The sequence below is a fragment of the Paenibacillus nasutitermitis genome (genome assembly GCF_014641075.1).
In the GTDB taxonomy this organism is placed as follows: Bacteria; Bacillota; Bacilli; order Paenibacillales; family Paenibacillaceae; genus Paenibacillus_Z; species Paenibacillus_Z nasutitermitis.
In genome coordinates, this window is sequence record NZ_BMHP01000002.1 from 240079 (window position 1) to 260832 (window position 20754).

The following is a 20754-nucleotide window of genomic DNA, read 5'->3' on the forward strand; positions in this document are numbered from 1 at the left end:
GCAGTTGTGCATTCTCTCAATCTATTTATCCAACCCGTGAACTTCAATGGGGAAATCACGCAGCAGGCCGAATCGGCAGAAGGGGCTGTCCCCCAAAGGACAACCCCTTCCTGTTCCGCATTCACATGACAAGACCTTAATATACTTCAATCTCGGCAAACTGCATTCTGTAAGACCCATATACATCGGTTCTCAGGTTAGTACCTGTGACCTTAACATACTTCGCAGACTGCGGTGCGAATGTGAAGCTCTGTACCTGATTTCCCGGCTTGGCATAGTTCGTTCTCGTTATCATTGTGGTCCAGTTGACGTTGTCTGTGGACACCTGAATGGTAAAATCAATGGGGAAGCAATTACCCAAATTCGTATTGTCGTTTCTCGGATAAAGATCTACGCGGCTTATCGTTTTATTGCTCCCTATGTCCGCTGTAACCCATTCGGTATGATTTGTGGAAGTACTGTTCTGGCTGCTCCAGCCCAACAGCCCCGACAAAGAAGATCTTAGTCCATCAAATATTTTACTAATTGACCACCCAGATCCTTCATGCGAACTGGAGGCGGTTATATTTTGAACGGGATCGTTTTCTACGGTTTTTACAAACATTACCGCATCCGCTATTGTGTTTCCTGCATCGGTAGTGAGGATCTTAACATAGCCGCCCGTTGGAGCCAGATCATAAGTTCCGATTAGATTCCATTTATCCCCGTTTATCTTCTGATTTACAACTTTTGATGTATCCGTTCCGCCATTATAAGCAATTTCCAGAGGCGCTGCATCAGGTCTGTCGACTCCTGCCGTCCATCTCATATAAATGTTGTACTTGCCTGGTTTAAAGGTATACCAGGAATCTGCATCCGGCGTTGAGAATTTTGCCCATCTCGATGATGCATCTGCTCCACTGGTCCCATCATAAGCATAATTGGTTCCCCAGTATCCGGGCCCGCTTGTAGAGACTGGCCAGGCTGAATCGAATGTGGCATAATTGCTTGTATTATCAACTACGACTTTGCTAATGTAGTTAATATAAGTCGTTGTACTTCCGTTTACAACAAAACCTTGATTCAGTGACTTTTCAAAGTCTGCTTCCGTTTCGGACATGAAAGCATTGAAGTAGTTAATGCTCAATTCTGTACACTGCTTAAAACGATAATTATTGTTCCAATTCGTATCCTTGTGCCAATAGGTTAAATTATATACATCTGATATTCTCATATCATATGGAAGCCCGCTATTATGATCGGAATGATTATCCCAGTTAAGGCTATCCATAACGTTGCCATCCCCTACCGGTGTTTCGGGGATTCCATCCCCATTGTTGTCCACTTTCAAATTGGCGTCAATATTATGCGGATTTCCAGGATCATGACCGGCGTCCAGATGGGCAAAATAGTCCTGCAATAAATGTACGCCATTGGCAAGCAGTCTGAATTGAAGCTCGGGTTTTTGATTTTGTTTTTTCCAGTGAATGGCGAGCTTCAGCATTTCGAGTGCGTTGTTCATTCGGGCATCATTTTTCAAATTGGTAACCTGATGCGCAGCCACATGGATGACGCTGTCATTCGCGGCATTTTCAGAAATATCAATTGAAATGGGAGTTTCCGGATTACCGGGATCGTCCAACTCGGCGACCCATTTTTTCTCATCAGCAACATCGGCCTCTGCAACATATTTCAATAATCGCGGTCCCATTAATCCATAACCAGTATCAGGTATCGAATTCATGTAGCTTTTAAAGGATGAGGCGCGTGTGTCATTATAGGCACTCATAGTGATCTTACCGTGACCGGAGTTGTTGCTGCTCGTTAAATCAGCGCCCCTTGTTGTTACTCCCCCCCATGCTAATGCGGAATGTGGAGAAGACATGAAGATGATCGCGAGAAAACCGATGGAAAGCTTTAAATGGACACCTTTTCTTTTCATATCAAAAACCTCCTTTGATATTGATGCACTCCTCTACTTTAACAAAGCGGCATCTCCGTGGATCCTTCTCCGTTTCGCTACACCTCCTTATGATTGTCAGCCGCATTCATCCTGTCTCTTTCATTCTATAGAAAGGCCCCATTCTCCCACAGTGGAAAGTGTTCGCATTTCGTGTCATCTGTCAACATCTTAGGCGCAGAAAACCCAAAAACCACAAGCTCCGGCAGCCGTTGAGTTGCTTGCACCGGTTACTTGTGGGATGGACAGCCTGACTATTATAAGGGACTACGCCTTTCTTTGCTCAATCACCATTTTCCATCTTTCCAAATAGTTCGTGCAAATTAAGGCGGATGGATACTTGCTCAGGACAAGCTCCATATCCTCTTCGCGATCGACCGGCCAGGCTGCGAGTTGAATACCATTCTACTCGATCGTACGGGCATAGGATTCCGTTAGGAAGGATAGTCTCACACACAAATAAGTGGCGTCGATCTCCTTCATGAAGGGGAAGAAGTGAGGCATGCTGCCATGAAAAACAAGGCCAAGCGGAATGTCCATGTCCAGCTCCCTTAAGCGGGCGATGGAAAAATGGTCGAAAGAGATTACATACACCTGCTCGAGCATCCCCGCCTTGCGCACCACATCCGATACCGCCTGCTCCAGTCCGGGGTACAATTCTCCCTCTTGCTTATCTCGATCCTGACGATCAGGCGGTCCTTCAACAGAAGAAGCACTTCCTCCAGCGTGGGGATCACCTCCGTGCCTCCGACCCGGAATCGGCTCAACACTTCAGACGTGTAATCCTTCACGAGTCCTTTCCCATCGGTCATCCGGTCCAGCGTCTTGTCATGAAGGACCATTGGGATACCGTCCTTGCTTAAGTGAACATCCAATTCCAAATGGGTGAATTCCAACTCGCAAGCTGCTTGGAAAGCTGCAATCGTGTTCTCCGGATAACGCCCCGAATACCCCGGTGTGCAATTCCTCTTACTGCCATCGGTCAATCACTCCTTTAATTTATAAAAATGCGTGCCTAGTATGTGCCGTTCAACAGCAGCAGCCGCATGCCTTCCTCTTCGGACGTTTCCAGCACGGAGATCGTGGCGTTGGATACGGTCAGCTGCCTGTAGGCTCTGAGTGGCATGGACAGCATACCAGCCAAATAGATTCGGATAGCGGTACTATGACTGACGACTAGGATGCGCTTCCCCGGATGCTCCATCGCTTTCTCTTTAAAGAATCCATCCATCCTCCTGTAAATCTCCAAGCCTGACTCACCGGTTTCACCAGCCTTGACGCTTGTCGGATCGGCCTTCCAACTGTTCCAGCAGTCCGGATACCGTTCCTCAATATCATTACCCCAAAGGCCATCCCAGCTTCCAAAGTCCGCTTCCGTCAACCGCTCATCCATCAGAATCGGGAGCTGCCTATGCTGAGCAATGAAGGTCGCCGTATCGATGGCTCGACGTAGATCAGACGCATACACGAGATCGATCCCCACCAGCTGCAAGGAAGCAGCAGCAGCCTGTTCCCTTCCCACATCCGATAGCGGGATATCCGAACGGCCGCAGTAGCGGTTGCGATCTCGGTTCCATTCGGTCTCCCCGTGCCGCATCAAGTAAAATCGAGTCATGTTGCTTCACCTCCCTTTGCCTTGCTTATGTAGCCTTTATCTGTTAGTTGACTTACAAATAGTCGATATCTTTCCTCATACTGCTCACATAGCCCTGCGCTGGCTGGCTCAACCGTCCGTTCCGGCAAGATCATCGCACTTCCTGCTTCCTCCACGCCAGAGAACCACGTTTGAGATGCAGCCAACACAGTGGCGCCGGCTGCTCCTTCGGTAAACTTCATCATGTGGATAGCATCCCCATGACACTGCTGCGGATGGTGAGCCAGGTCAAGCTTTTGCTAGCGCCACCTGCGGTATACAACCGGGTTACCTTTTCGCCGGACAAGCTTTCGATCATTTTATAGGAAAGACGCTCCAGATAAGCGACGCCTTCCATGCGGGAGGCAAACACCAAAGGGCTCCAACTGTTACCATAGATTTTTTAGAGCCAGTTCAGCCCATCCTCGTTTGTTGGACGCAAACTGATTAATAATGTTAATATTTAATGAGATTAACATCGGTCTTCTTGCACATCAGGCGGAAAATCAGATTGGAGAATTGAAGCTTCATATCCGGTGTCACAAGCAAAGCTGGCATCATTGAAGCTGTCTATGGCCTGTTTATGTGAGCATAAAAAAATGAGGTGCACGGATCATGCACCTCATGTATGTCGATACCGACGGGTTCTGTTGTTTATTGATGAACGGTCGGAGCTGATTCCTCGCGGCCGAGCAGCACGGATTTTTCATATGCCTTGACCTCGGACAGCCAGGCTTCTCGAACCGGCACGCCGGTTTTCTCGCAATAATAATCCCAGATTGCGCCGAAAGGATATGATTTGAACTCCTCGGCCAATGCAAGACGGGTTGTATAATCGCCTTCAAGCTCTGCCTGCTTGAGCGCTTCCACTGGTTCGAGCATAGCCCGCAGGAGGGCTTTAATCGTATTGCGCGTTCCAATAACCCATGCCGCCACACGGTTGATGCTGGCGTCAAAGAAATCCAGACCAATATGCGTAGTCCCCAGAAGATCGTTGCGTACGAGTTCCCGGCCAATATCCAGCAGCTCGTCGTCCAGAACAACAACATGGTCGCTGTCCCAACGAACCGGACGGCTGACATGCAGCAGAATGCCGTTCGTAAATAAGGACAGTGAAGACAGCTTGTTGGAAATGACTTCCGTTGGGTGGAAATGTCCGGCGTCCAGACAAATTAGCTTGTCGTTCTGAATGCCGTAGCCCATATAGAACTCATGGGAGCCTACCGTATAAGCTTCTGCTCCGAGTCCGAACAGCTTGCTTTCCACCGCATCAAGATTATGTTTGGGATCAAGCTCTTCCGCAAATACCTCGTCAAGCGCTTCCTTCAGGCGGCGGCGCGGCGTCAAGCGGTCAGCGGGGATATCCTTGTATCCGTCTGGTACCCAGACATTGGTTACGCAGGTCTGGCCCAGCTGTTCGCCGAAGTAGGCGCCGATTTTCCGCGAAGCCTTACAGTGGTCGATCCAGAATTTGCGGATTTCCGCGTCCGGATGACTCAGCGTTAAGCCGTCCTTGGATTTCTCGTGGGAGAAGCAGGTTGGATTAAAATCGAGCCCAAGTCCCTGCTCCTTCGCCCAATCTACCCAGGACTGGAAATGACGCGGCTCCAGCTCATTGAGATCCACCTTCTCGTTTGTGTCCGCATAGATCGCGTGCAAGTTTACTTTATGTTTGCCAGGAATGAGTGAAAACGCTTTCTCCATATCCTTACGAAGCTCATTGGGGGTGCGTGCGGCACCCGGGTAATTTCCCGTCACCGAGATCCCGCCGGTCAGTTCCTGATCCTGAAACAGAAAACCGCGGACATCGTCGCCTTGCCAGCAATGAACGGAGATTTTGATTTCCTCCAGCTTGCGCAGAACCTCGTCCACATCGATACCATGCTGTGCGTACAGCTTCTTGGCTTCTTCATAGCTTGCTTTAATTGTCATCGTCAAGCCTCCTTATGTAATGGATCATACGGGTATGTAACCCGAATGAACAGATCCTTTGGTTGAAATCTCACATTCAAGTATGACAGATTCATCCTTCTAATTCTAGGCTGATCTGGCGTATAACTATGCTGATCGGGACAATTCAAGGCAATTTCTACGGATCGGTTAAAAAATATTCTTAAGCGATCGATGTCCGTGTGAGTCAACGCGCAGCCTGACAACTCATCGCCCGCATTTCCCTTGAAAGGCTGCAATAACCGGTTCCACATTGACTCTGGAACCGGCTATTGTACGCCTCGTATTCTTAGCTGTGAAATTTCTGGATCTTCTATAATAGGATGGAAACACCCTCCTAATCTTTAGCATGCAATAAAAGCTTCCTGAGATAGGCTGAAATTTCCGGAGACTTGCCGCGGCGAATCATTTCATCGACTTCTTCCGAATTCATCCGGTCCACTAAATGAACAAAATTCTCCATCGCATTTACTCCTTCACGCACAGCCTCAAGGCTATCCTCACGATAGGGATACTGATCAATGGACAGCCAGCCTTGATAATTCGTTTTCTTCAGCCAATAAAAGAATTCTAAAGTCTCAATGGTGTGTACGCTTCCCACGATCATGTCATCATCCCACAAGCGGAAATTATCATTCATATGCACATGGAACAGCTTGTTTCCGTATTTTTTCAATAAGGCAACCGATTCTGCAGGTGTTTCATAGGCATTAAGCGCATGGCCGAAATCAATGGTTACACCCACATTATCTGTGCCTACTTCCTGGGCGATTAAAAGCGAGGTTGCCACAGTGCTCAGATAGCTGTGCGTGCGAGGTTCTTTGATTTTATACTCCAGGCTGATTTTCACATTCGAACGATAATTGCATACTTCTTTAATGCCTTCAGCAAACCAATCCCGTTCTGTCATGTAATCCCCTTGAAACTGATAATCGTAGCCATCTTGGCCAGGCCATAAGCTGATCAGATTACCTCCAAGCTCCGAAGCCGCGTCGATCATTTCCTTTGTATGTGCTACAGCCTCTGCCCGGATATTGGGATCTTTGGCTGCAAAGCTGCCATATTTCCATTTCATTTGACCAAAATGATCCGGAATTATCGAAACCAGCTGCAGTTGATACTCCTCCAAATACTTCTTGATCTCTTTCACATTTTGCTCGGTGACATGCCAGGAACCGATAAGTTCCACTCCTGTCACCTGAGGAATTTTTTTCACCCGTTCAAATAATTGTTTTATTTCAAAAGGTGCGCTATACCCTGAAGTCAAGAAACGATCCGAACACGAGCCGACATTGGATAAAATAACAGAGAATGGGACCATTCTAAATTCCTCCTATACTGATGATAAATTTAACTTCTTTAGCTAAAGGATCTTCGTTTTATATGTTTATGTCCTCTACATCTTTAAAGCCCCTTGCGTCATACCCTGAATGAAATATTTCATGCCGAAAGAGAATATGGCCAACAGCGGAACGGAAGATAGAGCATAAGCAGCGAAAACTACACCTTTATCTGCTATTCCGAACTGATTCTGAAACACGGTCAGACCGACAGCGATAACCTGTATATTACTATCGCGGATCGTTAACAGCGGCCAAATGTAATCGTTATAAACGCCGACTGACTGCATAATCAGAATAGTGGCCAGGATCGGCAATGAAAGCGGAATGACGATTCGGACAAATACTGTTTTCTCTCTGGCTCCGTCTATCCGTGCCGCCTCAAAAAGCTCTCCGGGAATGCCACTCATGAAACTGCGGCATAAAAAGGTGCCGAATACTTGACCGCCTGCCGCGCTGGAAACAATCATGACCCAGGGTGTATTGGTGAGGCCCATTTCTGAGTACAGCACATAGGATGGTATTAAGGTCAATATGCCTGGAATCATCAACAGGGCGAGCATTACCATAAACAGCAGCTCTTTGCCCGGGAAGATCTTTTTTGCGAATATATACCCGTTAATCGCCGACAGTATAATAACGCAGATACTGCCAGCAACCGCATAAATAACGGTGTTGGCTACGTATCGCCAAATGCTGTTGTAAGCCTCTGCATAGTTATCCCATTGAGGGGGTGACGGCAATGACCAGAAGCTGCTCAGAATCTGTGCGTTGCTCTTGAGTGAGCTGACCAGCATAAACACAATCGGCAACAGGGTGAAGCCAACCAGTATAAGAAGCGGAATGATAACGAGGGCTTGTCTTATCCTCCGGTTAAGCAGTTTGTTATTTTCCAAGGAAGCCCCCTCCTATACGTTTGAAGTTTTAAATAATCTCATATTAATGATTGTAATAATCAAAATAACAACGAACATGGAAACGCCCAAGGCCGAAGCGTAGCCCAAATCATTGAACTGTGTCGCTGCATAATACATCTGGAGCGCCGGAACGTAGGTCGAGCCCATTGGACCGCCGCCTGTGACGATCAGGATACTGCCGAAATCCTGAATAATTCCAATCAAGCCCAGGATGATGAGAAATTTAAATTGACCGGACAGCAAGGGTAGATGGATGGAACGAATAATACGAAATAATCCTGCTCCATCGATTTTGGCGGATTCGGTAAGCTCCTCCGGAATCGTGAGCAATCCCGCATAGAGGACAAGCAGTTGAAGAATACCGACAAATGGAAAACCGATAAAAATAATGGCCCAAATCGCTGTTTTTGGATCGCCTAGCCAAGCATGTGCCCATGACCCAAGTCCAACCGTTTGCAGGAATTCATTGATCAGACCCATATTCGGATCGTACATATTTTGCCAAATCAGCATTAACGCTACTCCCGGCAAAATCATTGTGGAGACAAAAATCGTCCGAAATCCATACTGCATCCGCTTGCCCCGCAGATGATAAATAAGCTCAGCTGTAATTAATGGCGGCACAAGGGTCTTGATAAGGCCTGTGACAATCAACAAGACAAGATTGTCTATTCCTCTGGTGACGTAAGGATCCTGGAATATCCGCCTGAAGTTATCCAGGCCGACAAACGTAGTCCTCCCTCCAGGATGCCAATCATACAGGGAATGAAACAATCCCGAGAAAGCGGGGACGTATAAAAAAACAATCAACAGACCAAATCCGGGAACCAGTGCAATATAGATACTCCGGGCCTTCCAAATGGAACGCAAGAGGGATAACTTATTCCTTTTTTTCATCATCATGAACAGCCATGCCAGCCCAATGACCAAGAGTGCTATGCCGCTAATCCACGCTATCATCGTCAATGAGGCTTGCCTTTTTGCATTCTGCAGCGTAGCGCTTACATCATACTCCGTGACGATTCCTGTATCTGTGCCGCTGTAAAGCATTTTCGATTCCGGGTCAAAAGCTACTTGCCTGACAATGGTACCCACATTGGTCTCCCACAGCTTGACACCACTGCGGGAAAAAACATATATCGATCCCGAAAGATCCGATACGCCGATATATTCGCCATTAGCTGATCCGGTAAAAGAAGTGGGATTGTCTTTGACCGCAAAAGAGGACATTGAATTTCCGCTACTGTCGTATACGGTGATATTTCCGCCAATGGAGCCAACGACAGTCTCGCCCTGGTCAGATACGGCAAGTGCCTGGATCGGACCGCTGATCGCGGTTTTATACAGGATCTTTCCGGAACGATTCAGCATATAGACATATTGATCGCTGGCACCGACTGCCGTCCATTCTCCATTAGCGGAAACTTCAACCGTCTTGAGGGTGACTCCGATTTCCGTAGACGAAATGGTTTTCCCATTGGCAGGATTAATGTACACAAGCTCGGTGCTGCCCTGGAGAATAAGGGCTGCAACAGCTCCATCTGCCGATGCCGATATATCCTTGACTCTTAACTTCATATCTTCCTGCCAGATTAAATGTCCATCCGAGCCATAAGCATATAAATGACGGTCATCGGATGAAACCAGAAATGTGCCATCCTCCAACAGGTCAACACCCGTCACGATGTTACGTGCCGTTACCTGGAATATTGGATCACCTTTCGCATCGAACACGCTTGCCTGCGCAGAAGCACTCCCTACCCCGATTCGAGCTCCATCCGCCGAAACAACGATCGAGGTAATCGTTCCCCCATCCCCAACCTTCCACTGCTGACTTTCCGAAGCAAATACTGGCCATGCCTGAAACAGGCAGCACCCGACAAGGAAAGCCAAAATCAATTTCCTCACTTTTTTCCCTCCATCTACTACAGATGAAGGCCCCGCGTCTAGGACGTGGAAGCCTTCACAATCAGATTTCATATACGATTATTTGCGTTCAGGCGGCCTGCGTTCAGGATGCTCCAGATCGGAGAGCTCCAGCTTCCGCGTTTTCAACATCGCTTCGAAATTTTTGTCGATATTGGCTTGCAGTGCCGTTAAATAGGCATCTGCTGTCATTTGGCCATTTAAATATTTCTGAATCAGTACGATCCAATCCTGAACGGAAGGCTGGTAGTCCCATAGTCCGCGAGGCAGCACGCCTGCAGCAGTCGGCCCGTTCTGAAAGTGACCGATCGGCTGGAAGCTGGCGAATACTTCCTTCATCGCATCCGGGAGAACAACGTTCTTAATCATTGGCGGACCTGCTAAGGATGCGTCCGTACTCTCTTCTGTCGCCTTCAGATAAACGTTGTAACCCTCAGGACTTGTGACATACATCATGAAATCCATGTCCAACTCCGTTTGTTTCGCATCCTTCTGAGTAAACCCATAGTATCCGATAGGAATTTGTACCGTACGTGCCGGTGCCATGACGCCGGGTCCTTCAATACTTGGCATATTGAAGAATCCGAATTCGAATGGCTTGACCCCTTCTTTTACGCCTGTTTTGGTCTCGTCTTTGAGATCCTTCGGCAATTGCCAGTACAGATCAGGGAAAGCGAGTATAGCAGCAGCTTTACCAGTAAGGAACAAACTGTATGCCTGAGCGTCTTCAAGACCGAAGAAGCCTTTTGGCGTAAATTTCATCAGTTCCTTAATATGTTCGATCGATGCTTTCCATTGCGGATTGCCTTCGACCTTGTAAGGACCTACTTTATCCTTGATGGCTTTCAATGTCCGCAGGTCGTTTTTTGTGACCTTGTTGGCGGAATCGTTGTACGGGTCCGTGGGATCGAATTTCCAATTGTCATCCACCTGAGGCAAATAGGTGTAATCCTGTTCCTGTGAACGCATGATTTCGGCGGAATCGCGCATATATTGATCAGCGTATATCCCCATCAACCAGCCAACCCGGCCTGTCCAGAATGAATTGGATCCGCCTGCAAGTGCAAGTCCTGTATAGCCTGCATCTGTAACTTTTTGCATGTCAACCAGCAGTTGGTCGAAGGTTTTGGGTGTTTCCGTAATTCCGGCTTTGGCGAAAATATCTTTGTTGTACGCCCACACAACCTGAATGGACTCGTAGCTCAGATCGAATAAATGATCCTCCGCACTGACAGCATCCAAATTAATGTTCATACCGGCAAGATCGAAGCCATCCTTCCACTTCTCTCCTGTATAAGGACTTATTTTCTCCAGATATGGATAATAGTCCACGAACTTGCCCGCCTGCTTCAGATCTTCAACCTCATTATTGACGACCATATCCACATCAGGACTGCCTGCGGCGAATTGGGCTGTCAGCCATTCTTTGTACCCTTCACCGGGCTTATTGTCTACTACGACCTTTACATTCGGGTGAAGCTTCGAGTATGCATCTCCCACCACCTTCCATACCGAGTTGGATTTACCGGAGAGTGATATTCGAATGGTACCGCTTAAATCAGATTCAGGTGCTTCAGATGGTGGTTCGGTTGAGGAGTCTGGAGTGGTACTATTCTGTTTCGGTACTGTTTCAGGTTCCTTCTCCTTGTTTCCGCTGCATCCAGCTCCAGCTAGAAGGGTGAGAATGAGAACAACACATAGCAGGTAAATGGACGATTTCTTGCTTATCCCCTTTGGCACTTAAATCTCCCCCTTATTTATCGCTATTTCCGACAAATCGATACGCTTGCATGAACCTCTTCACCGGGTTGATTTCATTTTAAGGGACGCAATGCGCTTTGTATTTACCATATATCCGTATCTGGAGTGTCCCTGTGGGCAGGCATGACGTACAATTCTTCAACTGCATTTATACAATATTGAACTGATGCTGCTGCTGCATCGAATAAGCATAACGAAATTCCAGTCGATTTTTGGAGAAATAAAATATCCCGCTTAGTCTATCAAACAGGTTAGTTCTGCCCTCGGACGGCAAGCGATAGGATATTGATGATTACGTAAGGAATCGTTGCTATAAGAGCATTTGTCTATTATTTCGCATGGTTAATTATTAACTTCATTAATAATAAAACAACAAAAAAGCGCACACTCCTAAGAGCGGCGCTTCTTCATGGTTGCCGTTAGAATCTTCCCGATTTGAAGATCGAATATAGCAGCCACATGAACAAAAAACCTGCTATGATAAAACCGATTTCAATGGCCGGAATATCCCATAACATACTGGACTGATGACTGATTGAGGAGCCAATGATCAACCCCAGCATAATGATGCTGAACGATAGCAGAACAAGACTGATTGACAACCTGTTGCTGATCCGGTCCAGCTTCTTCAGGATGACTTCAATTCCCGATACGCTGACCTCCAGCTTCAAATTGCCGTTATTCACCGTTTGGAGCAGCCCTTTAATATGTTTGGGGAATTCGACCAGAATCTCGCCGTAATCGGCTACGTCCTTCCAGAACCTTTCTCCGATATTTTTTGGATGAAAACGTTCCTTGAACAAACGTTTCCCAATGGGCTCTGCGATTTGGATGATGCTGATTTCCGGATCGAGCTTCTCAACGATGCCTTCCATCGTCAACAAAGTCTTGCCAAGAAGAATGAGGTCGGAAGGAATACGTATTTGATGACGGTAAGCAATGTCGAACAGGTCCTGCACAGATTCGCCAAGGCTCACCTCGCTCAGCGCAACACCGTAATATTTATCGCGCATTTGATTGACATCCTGGCGCAGCTCCGCTTTATTCACATGCTCCGTTACAATACCCATATCCAGCAGGGATTTTATGATAACATCGGTTTTCTTGCGCATCAGGCCGATAATCAGATTGGAGAAATGAAGCTTCATTTCCGGTGTCAGCCGCCCCACCATCCCAAAATCAATAAAAGCGACCACTTCCCCCGGAAGCACAAGCAAATTGCCGGGATGCGGATCCGCATGGAAGAAGCCTTCAATGAATACTTGATGCAGGATGGATTGAACAAAACGTTCCGCAATGATTTTAGTATTATAGTTTTTAGTCTTCAACTGCTCAATATCGCTGACTTTAATGCCTTCGACAAACTCCATGACCAGCACCCTGGTAGAGGAGTAAGACCAATAGACGCCCGGAATATAAATATTCGGGTCATTCTTGAACTGACCGGCAATGAGCTCCGTGTTCCTGCCTTCCATTTTGTAGTCCAATTCGTCCAGCAGCGACTTACCGAACTCCTCGACCATTTTCAAGATTTGATATTTTTTGGCCCAATCGAAATGGTTCTCCATAATGGCTGCCAGATTGCGGAGGATTTCCAGGTCGGTTTTCACCATTTCCGCAATATCGGGGCGCTGAATCTTGACTGCCACTCTTTCGCCCGAGATCAGCTTTCCTTCATGAACCTGTCCGATAGAAGCGGCAGCCGTAGGTATCTGCCGAAATTCTTCAAATATCTCATCCATTTTAAAGCCTGATTCTGCTTCAATAATATGTTCCACATCAGAAAAAGGAAAAGCTTCAACCTGATCCTGAAGCTTCTCCAACTGCTTGATCAATTCCTCGGGAAACACATCCGATCGTGTGCTGCCGATCTGTCCCAGTTTGATAAAAGTAGGACCCAGATCCTGGATGACATTCCCGATCCGCTCCCAAAGGGACAGCTTGGGCACTTTATCGGCATGCTTCATGATTCGGGCGGGAAGAGACAGCATGTGAAAGACATCGATCTCTTCCACAATGAATCCAAACCCGTTCCGAATCAAAGCGATTGCGATATCCCGATACCGGTTCATATGTCTCACTCGTTTACCGAACATGGTGGCAGGTTCCTTTCACGTGACCTTGTTGCCTTAGGCCTGTCCCTCTTGCTGCTGCTCGAGATTGAGCTCTAACGGCTCCGCGGGTCCCGTCTTGAGGGTCTTGATCTGGGTTTCCAGACGGATAATATCATCCTTTGTCGCAACGTTCAACTCCACAAGCAGCTGCTGCAGCTGTTCCCTGACGATCCGCTTCAGCTCCGTTTGTTCATCCTCGCCCCTTTGAATCAGACGATTCAACAGCTCTTTGGATTCACCTGGAGCGATTTCCCCTTTTTTCACCAGCTCTTCGACAACCTTCTCAACCTTTTCCTTGCTCGTGATTGTGATGCCTACGCCTAACGACAAAGCCTTTTTGATTATTTCATTCATGGCTAACAACCTCCGTTCCTTCTTATTTTATTGGCTTTAGCTACAGGTCAGTACAGTTTTCCCTGAATATAAAGATTTGTCGAAAGTTTCATGACCGCATGTGTATAACAGATCTGGCGGAGCGATCGGCTGCTGGCAAAATAGAGCGGATATATGGCTGACATGGTCGCTTTCATCTTGCTGTGCAGCAGCTCAAAAACCTGGGCTTCCGTGTAAAATTGCGTTTCCCTGCCCTGCAGCCATTCAAAATAAGAGACAATGACGCCCCCAGCATTAGCCAGAATATCCGGTATTACCATGCAGCCTTTATTCAGCAATATCTGATCCGCTTCTCCCGTTACCGGAGCATTGGCCCCTTCCACGATGAAACGGGCTTTGACCCGCTCTACATTGTCATCGCGAATCTGATCCTCAAGAGCAGCGAGGAAAAGCACATCGATCTCAAGGTAAAGGATCTCTTCTCTGCCTTTGATCTCCGCAGACACTCCCGACTCTGCAAGCTCCTCGGGCGTGCTTGGCAAGTCCCCGCTGTGAGACGCAGCAAAGCTGACCAGGGTCGGAATATCGAGTCCTTCGGCATTAAATAAAGTAATATTGCGGTCGCTGACCGCTACAACTTTATTCTGCAGGTGGTTGCAGCGGTAAGCTTCCAACGCCACGACGGAGCCGACATTTCCGAAGCCCTGGATCCCCAGAGCAAGCGGACGATCCGCACCACCAATAACGCTTTGGGCCATAGGATGGTTGCTGCCGCTTATGCCAAGCGGCTGATCCTTGGAAAAATCATGAAGCAAATAGCGGAAGGTGTAATAGACGCCTTTGCCCGTCGCTTCCCTTCTGCCCAGCGACCCGCCGTTGACCACGCTTTTGCCCGTAAAGCTGCCTCGGTAAGGCTTCCCGGGATTGATGTTCTTGTATTCAGACATCATCCAGTCCATTTCGCGTTCCCCTGTACCTACATCCGGAGCCGGAATATCCTTGTGCGGTCCGAGGACATCGCTGAAATACTGTACATATTTTTTGCAGATCAGATAAAGCTCGCGTGCGGAATAATGACGGGGATTAATGGCCACTCCGCCCTTGCCTCCACCGAAAGGAACTTCATGAAGAGCATTCTTAAGCGTCATTAAAGCCGCCAGATTAATGACTTCTTCTTCATTGACGGATTCGTGGAAACGGATTCCACCTTTATACGGTCCCAATGTATCATTATGTTGTGTCCGAAAAGCAGGGATACGCGTAACTTCGCCATTGTCCAACGGAACGCGGAGAAATGATTTATGCATGCGGTTAGGTGTAGAAAGAATGGAGGCCAGGGATTTAAATGCCTTCTCGCGGATCTCATCCTGTAAACCAGGCAAATAAGTAGGATCCTCCAGCAGAATTTGCAACGAATTTTCGACGATTGCGCTAGTTTGGCTTGACATTATGTATAAATCACCTCAAGTATTTGATTGTAGTTACATTACCCTCCTTCCTATACAGTATAACCAACTGAAAGCCTTTGACCAAACTGTGGTGATCTTTCCTGTTTGTTACGCCGGTTATGTTGAGGCAGTCGTCAAAGGCTCCTCCCCTGTGCGGGGGCTTCAGAAATCAGCCAATGAGCCGTTTTCCTACACTTTACTGGGTAACGAAAAAAAAGGCCGCTGCCCATGCCGCGACCTTTCTGCTGATTCGATTTTACCGGGCGCTCCCCGCTCCCAGGCAGTTCTCAAGGATAGCCATACGGATAAACAATCCGTTCTGGGCCTGTCGGAAGTAGCCTGCACGGGGATCGGCATCCACCTCCGCATCGATTTCGCCCGCTCTGGGGAGCGGATGAAGAATGAGGGCATCTGAGCGCATATGATCAAGCAGGTGACGGTTAATAATATACTTGCCAGCCGCAAGCTGGTACTCTTCAAGCGACGGGAACCGTTCTTTCTGAACACGGGTCTGATAGAAGACATCGGCCGTGCCGGACACTTTCATCAGATCGCCTGTTTCCTCATAAACGACGCCTTTCTCGTCCAAATAGCGTTTGACCGCTTCCGGTATTCTGGCATTGTCAGGCGCGATGAAGGTGATCTTGATATCCTTATAGTTCGACAATAAATAACTGAGCGAGTGCACGGTACGGCCGTAAGTCAAATCGCCAATCATGGCAATATGCAGCCCTTCAATCCGCCCAAGCTCCTTCTGAATCGTATACAGGTCCAGCAGCGCCTGTGTGGGGTGCTCACCTGAGCCGTCGCCGGCATTCACAACCGGCACTCTTGCCGATACCTCCGCTGCGCGATGAGCCGCTCCCACATCGGTATGGCGGAGCACAATCACATCGCAGTAGCCCGAGACTACGCGTACAGTATCCTCCAGCGTTTCTCCCTTGATTGCCGAGGAGAACTGGGCGGCGTTCTCAGTTCCGATTACACTGCCTCCCAGTCGGTACATTGCCGATTCAAAGGATAGGCGTGTTCTTGTGCTGGCTTCAAAAAACAGCGAACACATAATCTTGCCGGCAAAGCGGGTTGTCCCTCCCGCCGCCACAATTTGCTCCATTTGGGCAGCAGAGTGGAATAATTGTTCCAGCGCTATCTGGTCAAACTGCTTCGAGCCAATTACATGAAAGGGGGGGTTCATAGAATTCGTTCCTTTTCCGGCAGCGAATAATGGATTCGCGCCCTAGAGTAGTAATGATATTCTGTCGTTCATAAGCGGGTCTCATATTAAACTCCGACCCCTAGAATTATAACGCAAATCCATGCCGGCAGGAATCCTGCCTCAACAATTTGTCTTCCGCAGGCCACACGCGTTCATTTTGCACATAGAACAGGCCGCCTGGCGGACATTCGCCAGGGCGGCCTGTTTGGATGAGTGAACGACTATTATTGAATCTCAATACGTTTATTGTGGGTTTGTTCTTTATCTTTCTTCGGAATCTCGAGTTTCAAAATGCCATTCTCGAAGCTGGAAGTTATTAGTTCATCTTTGATATTCTCCACGTAGAAACGGCGTATGAATTCACCGTAGTACCGTTCCCGCCGGATCATTTGATTCTCGTCGCCGTTCATATCCTGCTCCTGATGGCGCGATGCTTTGATCGTCAGATAAGCTGTAATTGATCTCGATATCGTCTTTGCTGAACCCCGGCAGCTCGGATTCAATCAGGTAAGCATCCTCGCGTTCCCGGATATCGGTGCATAATGGATGGGTGTTGCTTCTGAGCGGCGCGAAGAAATCTTCAATTCTTATCCTTCGTGAAGATGATCCATATCCAGCGATTTTCCACATTTTATCCCCGTATATATTTATTTTTCACAGTATTTCTTTGACTTTCTTTGGCTTTGACCTTAATTGACTTATGAAAAAGCTAAGGGTCGCTCCAATGTCGGCTGGCTGTAGTCGCCGATGCAAAAAAGAGGAAAAGAGCGGCATCTCTTCCTCGTTGAAGTATCTCTTGGGTGTTACCTTTTATCAATTCCATTCAAACTCGGAGGACGTTTTGCCGTCTTCTCCGGTTTTGTATCCATCTCAGGCTCTTTGATGCTGGATTCGTTCTTCTGATTATGGATTTTTTCGCTTTTGTTATGCGGCATCAATCTTCACCTCCGCCTACATTATGCGCCGGAATGGCAGCTTTTTATGCGCGGCTTGAATAAATGGTGGACAAACTGCTCTATTTTATCATTTTATTCAGATATTGTTCAGATATATTTGCAATAATGAACCGGGGGAGGACCGATATTCATGATGAAGAAAATGCTATCTTATCTGCTTATTATTGCGGGACTTGCTCTAATCGCGATGCCTTATGTCAAAGAATGGTATTACGACCAGGAACAACGGCGCCTGCTGGAAAACATCGACCACGATCGGTTTGCTGATGCAGCGGGAAAATCCGACCTGCTGCTGGCAGAAAGCTATAAACGTTTATCCAACCTGCTCTCCCAGGAGGCGGAAACAAACGATCCCGGTCCCGAAAGTCTCAGCGCCACACAATTTGCCGAAGATCCCAAAGCAATCGCGGTCATCCGGATCGACAGCATCGATGTCAAGCTTCCTGTACTCGAAGGCGCAACAACCAGGAATATGAAATATGCGGCCGTCCATATGACGGAAACAGTAGCTCTGGGGGAAATCGGAAATTCTGCGATAGCCGCCCATAGAGCCCATACAAAAGGCCGATTATTTAATCGGTTGGGCGAGTTAAAGGTCGGCGATACCATTACGGTAGAGCAGAAGGATCGGGTTCTGGAATATGCCGTATACAAAATATCCGTCGTTCTGCCAACGGATATGTCCGTTTTGAACAGCAACGAGACCGACAGCATACTGACGCTTATTACCTGCGATCCCATCACGAATCCCACTCACCGGTTGATCGTTCAGGCTAAAATGTAGTTATTGTTTCGGCTATCGAAATACCCAAATATTTCTTGAACAACCAGTAGTATATTGATATAGTAGAGACAAGATAAGTCACGATAACGGCAAACCTGTCGAAAGGCAGCGACGCAAAGCTACAGGGCCTTCTCCTATGGATGGCAGCCAGTTACCGAACGTTTTGTCTTTTTTTATTTTCTGGAATCCGTCATACATCGCTCAACCGATAATGGCAAACCTGTCGAAAGACAGGGACGCAAAGCTAAAGGGCCTTCCTGATAAGATGGCAGCCAGCTACCGAAAGGAGTCTTTTTATTGAGATCATTTTTTCTCCTACTTACCACCGTATGTTTACTGGCTCTCCCCTTTTCCACTGCTGCTGCGGCAACCGGGACGGCAGATACCTCAGCCTGGCTGGATTTGACGCAAGTGGAAGATGGAATTGTCGGATCGAGCTATAAGGCTGCAGACAAATCAACGATCATGCTTTTAATTGCCAAAAGCGGTACAACCTATACCTATAAGCTGAAGGCATCCGGTAAGACGGAGTATTTCCCCTTACAGCTCGGCGACGGTTCCTATTCCATTTCGCTTATGGAAGGGGTCGGCGGCGGCAAATACAAAAAAATCGGCACGGCGGCGATAGATCTAAAACTGAGCGATGCCAGCCGGGTGTTTCTTGGATCTGTACAAAATGTCGATTGGAAAAGCGCTACCGCAGCTGTAGCCAAAGCCAAGGAAATAACAAAAAACAAAAAAACGGACGATGATAAAATCAAAGCCATTCATGATTATATTGTCAAAACAATCAGCTACGACAGCAAGCTCAGCACCACGGTCTCTGCCGATTATATCCCCGATGCGGGCAGAACGCTGAAATCGGGTAAAGGGATCTGCTACGACTATTCTTCTCTTTTTGCAGTTATGGCCCGCAGCGTGGGCATTCCGACGAAGCTTGTAATGGGCACAAGCGATTATGTGAAAGGGTATCATGCCTGGAACCAGGTGCTCAACAATGGAAAATGGGTTATCATCGATTCAACCATCGATGCCAGTCTGGGCAAAAATGTCGGCGATACCATCGTCAAAGCATCCGGCAAATATACCGCCACCAAACTATATTAAGCTCCTTCAGCTTCATATGGCTTGGATAACGGGCATTCCATCAACGACAAAAAAAGGCCAACCTGAACATTCCGGTTGATCTGATAATAGGCAAAGACTTCACAGGATGAAAATCATGTGAAGTCTTTTTATCGTCCGGACTATATCGGATCAGGCCAAGCCGAAGCCGCGAACCAGCAAGAAGCCCAGTACTGCCAAAACGATGGAGCCGAGCAGTCCTGCCATAAAGGACTTCCTGCCCAATCTGAAGAACGAAGGCAGGTCAACGCCAAGACCTAGAGCAGCCATGGCCATAGCGATCAGGATATAAGCGGCTACGATCAGCTGACCGGCTGCCGCTTCCGGAACGATATGCAGAGTATTTAACCCGCTCATCGCCAGAAAGCCGAAAATAAACCAGGGTACCGGTATTTTCTGAGCCGCTCCCTTTGTCCCATTATTGTGCTTGTTCTCCCTCCTTCTCATCCAGATTCCAAGAATAAGAGCAACAGGCACCAGCATGGCAACCCGGGTGAGCTTCACAATAACGGCGAGATCGACGGCTTCCTGCCCTCCTGGAGCCGCGGCTGCAATTGCATGCGCCACCTCATGGAGGGTCGCTCCTGCGAAGATGCCATATCCGCCTTCGCTCAGGCCAAGGATCGGATACATCAAGGTATAGACCAATGTAAAGATGGTGCCGAGAATCGCAACCGATGCGGCCCCGATTGCCGTCTCCTCATCGCGGGCCTTGATCTGTGGCGAAATAGCCACCACTGCGGCTGCGCCGCAAATGGCCGTACCACAAGCCGTCAGGAGCCCAAGCTTCCGATCCACCTTCAACAAACGTGCAAAACCAAGAACAACAAAGATCGTCGTGACAATATTAATGAGGGCGATCGCCAGAACTTTGGGCCCGGCATGGATAATATCAGTCAGGTTAAGCCGCATGCCAAGCAGAATAATCCCGTAGCGCAGCAGCGTTTTGCTGGAAAAAGCAATGCCTGCGGATGCGCGTTCCGGTACCCCCGCAACCGCTCTGAAGCCCATCCCGATCAGAATAGCTATAACGAGTTGACCCATAATATTCATAAACGGAAGCTCCGCGATATATTTCGCTGCGATGGCGATTGCAAGTGTTATGCCCAATCCCCATATGAACCCCGAATTCCGTTTTTTGAGCGTCATTGCAAATGAATGTGTCATCATGTTCACTCCCTGCCTTAATCGTTAGCTATAATGCTTATGGTTTAACTATAAGACTGCTGCTCCGGAAAGTGAAATGCCAATATGTTATCCAATTCATCAGTAAATCTAATGACTGACAATTTGCTGGAAAAAAGCACTGCTT

General features: G+C 47.8%; 19 protein-coding genes and 2 riboswitches. Of the genes, 2 read left to right on the forward strand and 17 right to left on the reverse strand.

Annotated elements, in window-relative coordinates:
- Positions 1–136 precede the first annotated feature (136 nt).
- The 16 genes from IEY46_RS11160 to IEY46_RS11230 form a co-directional block, all read right to left on the reverse strand.
- Positions 137–1921: a discoidin domain-containing protein gene (locus IEY46_RS11160; RefSeq protein WP_188992104.1), complete on the reverse strand. Its 1785-nt coding sequence runs from the start codon at positions 1919–1921 to the stop codon at positions 137–139.
- Positions 1922–2344: 423 nt separating this feature from the next.
- On the reverse strand, positions 2345–2533 hold the full coding sequence (locus IEY46_RS36345) for a PI-PLC domain-containing protein (RefSeq protein ID WP_229750233.1): 189 nt from the start codon (positions 2531–2533) through the stop codon (positions 2345–2347).
- A complete protein-coding gene (locus IEY46_RS36350; protein WP_229750234.1) occupies positions 2524–2925 on the reverse strand; it encodes a glycerophosphodiester phosphodiesterase in 402 nt (133 codons plus the stop codon). The genes IEY46_RS36345 and IEY46_RS36350 overlap by 10 nt, the downstream gene beginning before the upstream one ends.
- 29 nt (positions 2926–2954) lie before the next feature.
- Entirely contained in the window at positions 2955–3554 is a 600-nt protein-coding gene (locus IEY46_RS11170; RefSeq protein WP_188992105.1) for a histidine phosphatase family protein, read from the reverse strand.
- Positions 3551–3778 (reverse strand): hypothetical protein, encoded by a 228-nt coding sequence (locus tag IEY46_RS11175; RefSeq protein ID WP_188992106.1) that lies wholly within the window; start codon positions 3776–3778, stop codon positions 3551–3553. Before IEY46_RS11175 ends, IEY46_RS11170 begins: the two co-directional genes overlap by 4 nt.
- The gene (locus IEY46_RS11180) at positions 3775–3945 is read right to left on the reverse strand and encodes an FGGY-family carbohydrate kinase (protein WP_188992107.1); all 171 of its coding nucleotides are present in this window, start codon (positions 3943–3945) and stop codon (positions 3775–3777) included. The genes IEY46_RS11175 and IEY46_RS11180 overlap by 4 nt, the downstream gene beginning before the upstream one ends.
- A gap of 281 nt (positions 3946–4226) precedes the next feature.
- Positions 4227–5504: an L-rhamnose isomerase gene (gene rhaA / locus IEY46_RS11185; RefSeq protein WP_188992108.1), complete on the reverse strand. Its 1278-nt coding sequence runs from the start codon at positions 5502–5504 to the stop codon at positions 4227–4229.
- 355 nt (positions 5505–5859) lie between these two features.
- Positions 5860–6843, reverse strand: coding sequence for a sugar phosphate isomerase/epimerase family protein (locus IEY46_RS11190; protein WP_188992109.1), 984 nt, complete (start codon positions 6841–6843; stop codon positions 5860–5862).
- A 75-nt stretch (positions 6844–6918) separates the two neighbouring features.
- The gene (locus IEY46_RS11195; protein WP_229750235.1) at positions 6919–7758 is read right to left on the reverse strand and encodes a carbohydrate ABC transporter permease; all 840 of its coding nucleotides are present in this window, start codon (positions 7756–7758) and stop codon (positions 6919–6921) included.
- 12 nt (positions 7759–7770) lie between these two features.
- Entirely contained in the window at positions 7771–9687 is a 1917-nt protein-coding gene (locus IEY46_RS11200) for an ABC transporter permease subunit (RefSeq protein ID WP_229750236.1), read from the reverse strand.
- Positions 9688–9765: 78 nt separating this feature from the next.
- Positions 9766–11445 (reverse strand): ABC transporter substrate-binding protein, encoded by a 1680-nt coding sequence (locus tag IEY46_RS11205; RefSeq protein WP_229750237.1) that lies wholly within the window; start codon positions 11443–11445, stop codon positions 9766–9768.
- Between the two features lie 440 nt (positions 11446–11885).
- Positions 11886–13562 (reverse strand): ABC1 kinase family protein, encoded by a 1677-nt coding sequence (locus tag IEY46_RS11210; RefSeq protein WP_188992111.1) that lies wholly within the window; start codon positions 13560–13562, stop codon positions 11886–11888.
- A 33-nt stretch (positions 13563–13595) separates the two neighbouring features.
- Positions 13596–13934: a phasin family protein gene (locus tag IEY46_RS11215; RefSeq protein WP_188992112.1), complete on the reverse strand. Its 339-nt coding sequence runs from the start codon at positions 13932–13934 to the stop codon at positions 13596–13598.
- A gap of 47 nt (positions 13935–13981) precedes the next feature.
- Entirely contained in the window at positions 13982–15361 is a 1380-nt protein-coding gene (locus IEY46_RS11220; RefSeq protein ID WP_188992113.1) for a Glu/Leu/Phe/Val family dehydrogenase, read from the reverse strand.
- A 256-nt stretch (positions 15362–15617) separates the two neighbouring features.
- On the reverse strand, positions 15618–16556 hold the full coding sequence (pyrB, locus tag IEY46_RS11225) for an aspartate carbamoyltransferase (RefSeq protein WP_188992114.1): 939 nt from the start codon (positions 16554–16556) through the stop codon (positions 15618–15620).
- A gap of 245 nt (positions 16557–16801) precedes the next feature.
- Positions 16802–17080: an Hsp20 family protein gene (locus tag IEY46_RS11230; RefSeq protein ID WP_188992115.1), complete on the reverse strand. Its 279-nt coding sequence runs from the start codon at positions 17078–17080 to the stop codon at positions 16802–16804.
- A 583-nt stretch (positions 17081–17663) separates the two neighbouring features.
- Here IEY46_RS11230 and IEY46_RS11235 point away from each other — a divergent pair.
- Together IEY46_RS11235 and IEY46_RS11240 are read left to right on the forward strand one after the other, a co-directional pair.
- The gene (locus tag IEY46_RS11235; protein WP_229750238.1) at positions 17664–18317 is read left to right on the forward strand and encodes a class D sortase; all 654 of its coding nucleotides are present in this window, start codon (positions 17664–17666) and stop codon (positions 18315–18317) included.
- Between the two features lie 78 nt (positions 18318–18395).
- Positions 18396–18476, forward strand: a riboswitch (cyclic di-GMP riboswitch).
- A 44-nt stretch (positions 18477–18520) separates the two neighbouring features.
- A riboswitch (cyclic di-GMP riboswitch) is annotated at positions 18521–18601 on the forward strand.
- A gap of 13 nt (positions 18602–18614) precedes the next feature.
- Positions 18615–19424, forward strand: coding sequence for a transglutaminase-like domain-containing protein (locus IEY46_RS11240; protein ID WP_188992116.1), 810 nt, complete (start codon positions 18615–18617; stop codon positions 19422–19424).
- A 150-nt stretch (positions 19425–19574) separates the two neighbouring features.
- On the opposite strand, the gene IEY46_RS11245 is transcribed toward IEY46_RS11240, so the two are convergent.
- A complete protein-coding gene (locus IEY46_RS11245) occupies positions 19575–20609 on the reverse strand; it encodes a YeiH family protein (RefSeq protein WP_229750239.1) in 1035 nt (344 codons plus the stop codon).
- Positions 20610–20754: the final 145 nt, after the last annotated feature.

Coding starts and splice junctions, on each gene's coding strand:
- pyrB (WP_188992114.1), bottom strand. CDS start 16,556: ATGAACCCCCCCTTTCATGTAATTGGCTCGAAGCAGTTTGACCAGATA.
- IEY46_RS11160 (WP_188992104.1), bottom strand. CDS start 1,921: ATGAAAAGAAAAGGTGTCCATTTAAAGCTTTCCATCGGTTTTCTCGCG.
- IEY46_RS11190 (WP_188992109.1), bottom strand. CDS start 6,843: ATGGTCCCATTCTCTGTTATTTTATCCAATGTCGGCTCGTGTTCGGAT.
- IEY46_RS11220 (WP_188992113.1), bottom strand. CDS start 15,361: ATGTCAAGCCAAACTAGCGCAATCGTCGAAAATTCGTTGCAAATTCTG.
- IEY46_RS11235 (WP_229750238.1), top strand. CDS start 17,664: ATGATGAAGAAAATGCTATCTTATCTGCTTATTATTGCGGGACTTGCT.
- IEY46_RS11245 (WP_229750239.1), bottom strand. CDS start 20,609: ATGACACATTCATTTGCAATGACGCTCAAAAAACGGAATTCGGGGTTC.
- IEY46_RS11175 (WP_188992106.1), bottom strand. CDS start 3,778: ATGATGAAGTTTACCGAAGGAGCAGCCGGCGCCACTGTGTTGGCTGCA.
- rhaA (WP_188992108.1), bottom strand. CDS start 5,504: ATGACAATTAAAGCAAGCTATGAAGAAGCCAAGAAGCTGTACGCACAG.
- IEY46_RS11170 (WP_188992105.1), bottom strand. CDS start 3,554: ATGACTCGATTTTACTTGATGCGGCACGGGGAGACCGAATGGAACCGA.
- IEY46_RS11215 (WP_188992112.1), bottom strand. CDS start 13,934: ATGAATGAAATAATCAAAAAGGCTTTGTCGTTAGGCGTAGGCATCACA.
- IEY46_RS11210 (WP_188992111.1), bottom strand. CDS start 13,562: ATGTTCGGTAAACGAGTGAGACATATGAACCGGTATCGGGATATCGCA.